This is a genomic window from Streptomyces sp. NPDC054757, assembly GCF_053612185.1.
The window spans coordinates 44175-50174 of the sequence record NZ_JBSHBW010000028.1 but is presented as its reverse complement, the minus strand read 5'-3'; the positions used below and the strand labels follow the sequence as shown (position 1 = coordinate 50174).

Sequence of the window (6000 nt, the reverse complement as noted above, 5' to 3'; positions counted from 1 at the left end):
CCCAACCCCCCCCCCCCTGGGGGGGCCCGGCCCGGCCGGCTTTGGCCGGGGGGGGATTGCGCATTTTTGGGGGGGGGGGGGGCCGGGGCGGGGGCCGCCGGGACGTCCCGGCGGCCACTGCCCGAGTCTCCGGGCGCTACTCGGTGACGCGCAGCGCGCCCGACGGGCAGAGCATGCCGGCCTCGCGTGCTGTGGCGTGGGTCTCCGGAGACGGGTCCGGGGTCAGTACCGTCACCACGCCGTCGTCGTCCTGGTCGAAGACCTCCGGCGCGGTGAGTGCGCACAGGCCCGCTCCCACGCAGACCTCGCGGTCGGCCGTCACGCGCATGGTTGCTCCTTTCGCCGTGGTCACCAGATGACCGGGAGTTCGTTGACGCCCTGGATCGTGGTGCCAGGGCGCAGGGTCAGGCTTTCCACCGGTACCGCGAGCCGCAGGTTCGGCAGGCGGTCGAACAGCGCCGTGAGGATGATCTCCAGTTCGAGGCGGGCCAGGTTCTGGCCGAGGCACTGGTGCACCCCGTAGCCGAACGCCAGATGGTGGCGTGCCTGGCGGTGGATGTCGAAGGTGTCCGGGTCGGAGAAGACCGAACTGTCTCGGTTGGCGATGGAGTTGGTGACGATGACACCCTCGCCCGCCCGTATGAGCTGTCCGTCGACATCGATGTCAGCGGTTGCGATGCGGGCCCCGGCGATGTCCGCGATCGCCAGATAGCGCAGCAGTTCCTCCACCGCGCCCGGCACCAGCGAAGGGTCGGCGCGCAACTCGGCGTACTGGTCGGGGTGTTCGAGCAGGGTGATGACGCTGAGCGATGTCATCGACGCGGTTGTCTCATGGCCGGCCACCAGCAGCAGGATCGCGGTCGCCACCAGTTCGTCGCGGTCGATCGTGCCCTTCTCCAGCTGTTCCGTGACCAGGGTGCTCAGCAGGCCGGGTCCGGGGTTGCCGCGCAGGGACTCGATCAGGCCGCCCAGATACTCCTCCAGTTCGTCCCGGGCGGCCAGCGAACCCGCCGCGTCCGGGGACTGGATGAGCCGCCTGCTGGCGTCCTGGAAGGCGTCGTGATCGGCGTAGGGCACACCGAGCATCCGGCAGATCACCATGGACGGCACGGGCAGCGCGAACTGGCTGACGAGGTCGGCGGGCGAGCCGGAGGCGATCATGTCGTCCAGGAAGCCGTGCACGATCTGCTCGATGTCGGCCCGCATGCCCTTGATGCGCCGGACCGTGAAATCGCTGATGGTCATCCGGCGCTTGGACCCGTGCTCCGGCGGGTCCATGCCGATGAAGGCCGCCTGGCGTTCCCGGAAGCCCATCACTCGCTCGGACGTCGCGGGGAACGCGTCCTTGGCCCGGTCGGACGACAGCCGGGGGTCGGACAGCAGCTTCCGCGCCGTCTCGTACCCGGTCACCAGCCAGGCCGGCCGTCCGTCGTAGAGGGTCACCTGCTGCAGTGACCCCTCGCGGTCCCGCAGCTCCTTGTACTGATCGGGCAGGTGGTAGGGACAGGTGCGGTCGCTGGGATAGGCGGGGGCGCCTGAAGGGGGCGTCGTAACGGTCTCGGTCATCGTTCCCTCGATGTGCTCGACGCTTAAAGAACGGTCCGTTCTCTAAAGGGAGGCTAGGCTGGCCGCCTTGAGGTCCACAACGGGTGTTTCGACAAATGGCCGGGAGTCATGCTTCCAACCCACGGAGATGCGCCGGACCGGCCGACCGGTGACCACCGCAGAAATCCTCGCCGCCGGGGCGAGGAGCTGGAGAACGCCATCCTGGCCGCCACCGTCGAGGAACTGGCCGAGGTCGGTTACGCCGGACTGACGATGGAACGGGTGGCGGCGCGGGCCCGCACCGGCAAGGCCACCCTGTACCGGCGGTGGTCGGGGCGTGCGGAACTCGTCATCGACGCCTGCGCGGCCCACCGCCTGTACGAGACCGATCTGCCCGACACCGGTGCCCTGCGCACCGATGTCCTCGCCGCGCTACGGCAGGTCTCCGCCAAGATGGCCTCCTCGCACGGCGACATCCTGCGCGGTCTGCTGACCGAGGCCATGCACGATCCGGAATTCGCCCGGCTGGTCCGCGAACGCGTCCAGGGCGCAGGCCCGGGGCCGATCCAGGGAGTGCTGTGGCGCGCTGTGGCACGTGGCGAGATCGAGCCGTGGGTTCCGGCATCGCGGCGTGCCACGGTGGCGATCGATCTGCTCCGCAACCACTTCCTGCTCTTCGGGGCCCCGATCCCGGAGGACGTCATCGGTGAGATCGTCGACGACGTCTACCTGCCGCTGCTCTTCGCTCCGCCGCGTACTTTTCCGGCCCCGCCGCCGGAGGCCACCGCCGGGGGCGCTTAGCCGCAGGGGCGGGGTGTTCAGCCGGTCCGGCCGGGTCGTCCCGGCCCGCCGTCCCGCTGGAAGACCGCCGACAGCAGGAGCGCGACGGCTGCCGCCGATGTGGGGACCGCGTACCCGGCGGTGGGGCTCAGGTGCTCCACGATCCATCCCGCCGTCGCAGACCCCGTGGCGATGCCGCCCAGGAGCGCGGTGACGGACAGAGTCATCCCCTCGTTCAACTGGCCCTGCGGCGTGATGCGTTGGACCAGGGTCATACCGGTCACCATGGTCGGTGCGGTGGCCGCGCCCGCCAGCAGCAGGGTGGCCGACAAGGCGAGCAGGGAGCCGGTCGCCGATGCCGCGACGAGCGGGCCTGCCATCAGCAGCGTCATGGCGGCGAGGCACCCGAGCAGGCGCCGGCGTACGTGCGGCGCCGGGCGCACCGATCCGTAGAGCAGCCCCGCGACGCACGAACCGGCCGCCTGGAGTCCGAGTACCGCTCCCGCCGCCGCACGGTGTCCCTGTGCGTCGGCGAAGGCGAGTGTGGTGACCTCCATGGCACCGAACACCGCGCCGGTCGCGAGGAAGACGGCGATCAGGGGCGGGAATCCGGGGGCGCGCAGCGGTGAGCGGGTCGTGGTCGTACGGGGGGCCGCGGGCGGTTCCGTCGCGCGCTGGGCGGCGAAGATCAGTACCCCCGTGACCAGGAGGAACGCTCCCACCAGGGTGCCCGCCTCGGGGAAGAGTGACGAGCAGAGGAACGCGGCCGCCACCGGGCCGAGCATGAAGCAGAGTTCGTCCACGGCCTGTTCGAAGGAGTTGGCGGTGTGCAGGGCGGCCGGGTCCCCGCGGTGCAGATGCGACCAGCGGGCCCGGGACATCCCGCCGGTGTTGGGGGTGGTCGCGGTGGCGGCGTAGGCGGCGTAGAGCGTCCAGTCGGGTGCGCCGTACCGCACACAGAGCAGCAGGGCCAGCGAGCCGAGCGCCGCGAGCAGCGTGGCGGGTACGGCGATCCTGGCCTGGCCGTAACGGTCGACCAGGCGCGCCGTCCACGGGCCGACGACCGCGGTGGCGGCGAGGCCGGTGGCGGTGACGGTACCGGCGAGCGCGTACGAGCCGCGGGAGCCGGCGATCATGACCACGGCGCTGACGCTGAACATCCCCATCGGGAGCCGGGCCAGGAGGTTGCCCGCGGTGAAGGCGCGGGCGCCGGGGGTGGCCAGCAGCCTGCGGTACGGGGCGAGCGCACCCTCGGTCGCGGGTTCGCTCGCGGGTTCGCTCCCGGTGCGGGGGGCGGGCGAGGGGGCGGTGGGGGGTGCGTCGGGGGTGGGCTTGTCGGTGGTGGGTGCGGGCCCGCCGGGGGTGGATGCGCCGGTGGCCGGTGCGGGCTCATGGGTGGTGGGTGCGTCCGTGGCGGGTGCGGGGCCATCGGTGGTGGGGGCGGTGGCGGTGGGGGTGGGGCTCTCGGTGGTGGGGGCGGTGGCGGTGGGGGCTTGGGTGCGGGTGGTTTCCGGCTCCATGGGTGTCAGCCTCCCGGGCCCGGCGTGACGTGGTCCAACACCTGTTCGGGCCCGATTGACGCGGTCGCGTTGTAAATTCGGCGGATGCCCCAGCGCCTTCCGGACATCGCACCCCGTCTGCTGCGTGCCTTCGTCGCCGTCGCGGAGGATCTGCACTTCACCCGCGCCGCCGCCCGGCTCTATGTGGCGCAGCAGGCGCTGAGCCGTGATGTGCGGCGGGTGGAGCGGGAGTTGGGGGCCGAGCTGTTCGTCAGGACCACCCGGCAGGTGTCGCTCACGGCCGACGGGGCGCGGTTGCTGCCGTACGCCCGGCGGGTGCTCGCGGCGTACGACGAGCTGGCGGCGGCCTGGACCCCTGACGGGCGCCCCCTGCTGGTCGATGTGGGTGCCCCGGTCAGTACGGCCTCCCGGTTGCTGGCGCGGGCCCGGGAGATGGCGCCCGACGTCGAGTTCGTGGCCCGCTTTCACAGCGGTCTGACCGGGGCGGCGGCGGAGATCGTGGCGGGGCGGCTCGATGTCTCGGCCGGCCGGGTCGCCGGTCTTCCGCCGGAGGTGCTGGACCTGCTCGACCACCGGCCGGTCCGGTTCGAACGGATGGCGGTCCTGCTGCCGGCCGAGCACCCTCTCGCCCCCCTCGACGAGGTGCCGCTGACCGCGCTGGCGGGGGAGACGCTCTATGCGGCGGCGGGAAACCGGGCCACGGCGGAGTGGACCGATCTGGCGGAGCGGCTGTTCGCCGGCCGGGGCATCGTCCTGGCCGAGCCGTTCCCGGAGATCGACGGTGCGGAGGAGTTCGCGCGGGTGATTCGCAAACGCCGCTGGTCGGTGCTGGCGAGTACGGAGTTCATCGGGGTCCCGGGCATGGTGCTGCGCCCGCTGGTCGGTCCTGTACCGCTCTCGCCGATCTCGCTCGTCTGGCGAAAATCCTTGCGACACGCGGGACTTCGTGCGCTCCATCGGGCGATCGACGAGGGGGTGGCCGCCCATGACTGGCTGGACCTGCCTGCCGGGGCGTGGCTTCCTGCTGTGGACATGGCGATGAGTGGGCAGATCAGGGGCCCATATGAGCAACTGTGAACAAGCGTCCTGAAGTGGCTTGAACCTGCGCTAGATTCGCCCACCGGACGCAGCCAGCAGGGGGCGCTCGGACCTGAGTGGGGACTCGGTCCGGCGGTATCCGTCCGGTCAATGACGCGCAGTGAAACGACCTTGGGGGGATGTGTGGACCGTGGTGGAAAAATGGCGAGAAGGCGCCCGTTTCGGGCAGATGTATGAGCCGCCGGACGTGACCGTTCAACTCGACTGCCTGGGGCGGGAGGTGGCGGGCGGCGGTCCGGGCGGGACACCCCGGCCGGGCGGGCCTACCGGGCCGAACAGACCTCCGGGGCCGGGCGGTTCTCCCAGGTCCGGGGAGTCCGCCAGGCCCGGCGAGCCCTCGGGCCGGCCCTCCGCAGCAGGAGGTGTGGCGCCCGGGGTGGGAGGTGTGCCACCTGGACCGGGTGGTTCCGCCGGCTCGGAGCGGGGGGATTCGGCCCCGGCCGCCGACCGTCCCGTCTTTGTGGACGCCAGTGGCCGCCGGGGCCGTCAGTACCGCCGTATCGGCTGGCTCATCGCCCTGGCCTGCGCCTCCTACGCGGTACTGCTGGTGGCCACCGTCGTCGGCGGGGACTCCACCGCCCCCTGGCTGCTGATCCCGGGGCCCGCCCACGGGAAGAAGGCGGAGACCGGCAGAGATCCGGCCACGCATGCGGCGTCCCCGGCGCCGGGGGTACGGGACCCGGGAGCAACACCGGCACCCGTACCGGTGAACGTCGCCTCCGCCGGGGCACCGGAACCGGCCACCGCGGTCTCCCCCGGGGTACGGGTCACGCCCGCGCCCCCCGGCACCGGAAGCGCCCGCCAGGGCGGCGCCGCCGAGTCCGGTACGTCCAGTACATCCGCACCGCCCGTCCGCGCCCCCGGCGCGGGCTCAGCGGATCCGGCGCCCGTGGTGTCCGCTCCGCCGTCCGGGGGCGGCCACTCACCGTCTCCGGCCGCACCGGCCCCCTCGGCCGGCCCGAGCGCGCCGAACTGGCCCGAGCCGTCCGCACCCGCAGAGAGCGCACCGTAAGCCATGAGAACCGTCCGACGGCCGAGTGCCGCCCGGCCCGCCCGG

The 6000-nt window shown here is 72.5% G+C and carries 6 protein-coding genes; 3 read left to right on the top strand and 3 right to left on the bottom strand.

What is annotated here, in order from left to right; genetic code table 11:
- Positions 1–136: 136 nt before the first annotated feature.
- Together ACWGKJ_RS27675 and ACWGKJ_RS27670 are read right to left on the bottom strand one after the other, a co-directional pair.
- Positions 137–328, bottom strand: a complete 192-nt coding sequence (locus tag ACWGKJ_RS27675) for a ferredoxin (protein ID WP_453315843.1) — start codon at positions 326–328, stop codon at positions 137–139.
- Positions 329–348: 20 nt separating this feature from the next.
- The gene (locus ACWGKJ_RS27670) at positions 349–1566 is read right to left on the bottom strand and encodes a cytochrome P450 (RefSeq protein WP_385032734.1); all 1218 of its coding nucleotides are present in this window, start codon (positions 1564–1566) and stop codon (positions 349–351) included.
- A gap of 108 nt (positions 1567–1674) precedes the next feature.
- Here ACWGKJ_RS27670 and ACWGKJ_RS27665 point away from each other — a divergent pair, with 108 nt between their 5' ends.
- A complete protein-coding gene (locus tag ACWGKJ_RS27665; protein ID WP_385032731.1) occupies positions 1675–2346 on the top strand; it encodes a TetR/AcrR family transcriptional regulator in 672 nt (223 codons plus the stop codon).
- A 17-nt stretch (positions 2347–2363) separates the two neighbouring features.
- On the opposite strand, the gene ACWGKJ_RS27660 is transcribed toward ACWGKJ_RS27665, so the two are convergent.
- On the bottom strand, positions 2364–3845 hold the full coding sequence (locus tag ACWGKJ_RS27660) for an MFS transporter (RefSeq protein ID WP_385032728.1): 1482 nt from the start codon (positions 3843–3845) through the stop codon (positions 2364–2366).
- 84 nt (positions 3846–3929) lie between these two features.
- On the opposite strand from ACWGKJ_RS27660, the gene ACWGKJ_RS27655 reads away from it, so the two are divergent.
- Together ACWGKJ_RS27655 and ACWGKJ_RS27650 are read left to right on the top strand one after the other, a co-directional pair.
- The gene (locus ACWGKJ_RS27655; RefSeq protein ID WP_385032725.1) at positions 3930–4922 is read left to right on the top strand and encodes a LysR family transcriptional regulator; all 993 of its coding nucleotides are present in this window, start codon (positions 3930–3932) and stop codon (positions 4920–4922) included.
- 406 nt (positions 4923–5328) lie between these two features.
- Positions 5329–5955 carry a hypothetical protein gene (locus ACWGKJ_RS27650; protein WP_385032722.1) on the top strand — a complete coding sequence of 209 codons (627 nt, stop codon included), beginning with the start codon at positions 5329–5331 and terminating at the stop codon, positions 5953–5955.
- Positions 5956–6000 lie beyond the last annotated feature (45 nt).

Excerpts from the sequence above, each read along its gene's own strand:
- ACWGKJ_RS27665 (WP_385032731.1), top strand. The coding sequence starts at position 1,675 with ATGCTTCCAACCCACGGAGATGCGCCGGACCGGCCGACCGGTGACCAC.
- ACWGKJ_RS27675 (WP_453315843.1), bottom strand. The coding sequence starts at position 328 with ATGCGCGTGACGGCCGACCGCGAGGTCTGCGTGGGAGCGGGCCTGTGC.
- ACWGKJ_RS27670 (WP_385032734.1), bottom strand. The coding sequence starts at position 1,566 with ATGACCGAGACCGTTACGACGCCCCCTTCAGGCGCCCCCGCCTATCCC.
- ACWGKJ_RS27655 (WP_385032725.1), top strand. The coding sequence starts at position 3,930 with ATGCCCCAGCGCCTTCCGGACATCGCACCCCGTCTGCTGCGTGCCTTC.
- ACWGKJ_RS27660 (WP_385032728.1), bottom strand. The coding sequence starts at position 3,845 with ATGGAGCCGGAAACCACCCGCACCCAAGCCCCCACCGCCACCGCCCCC.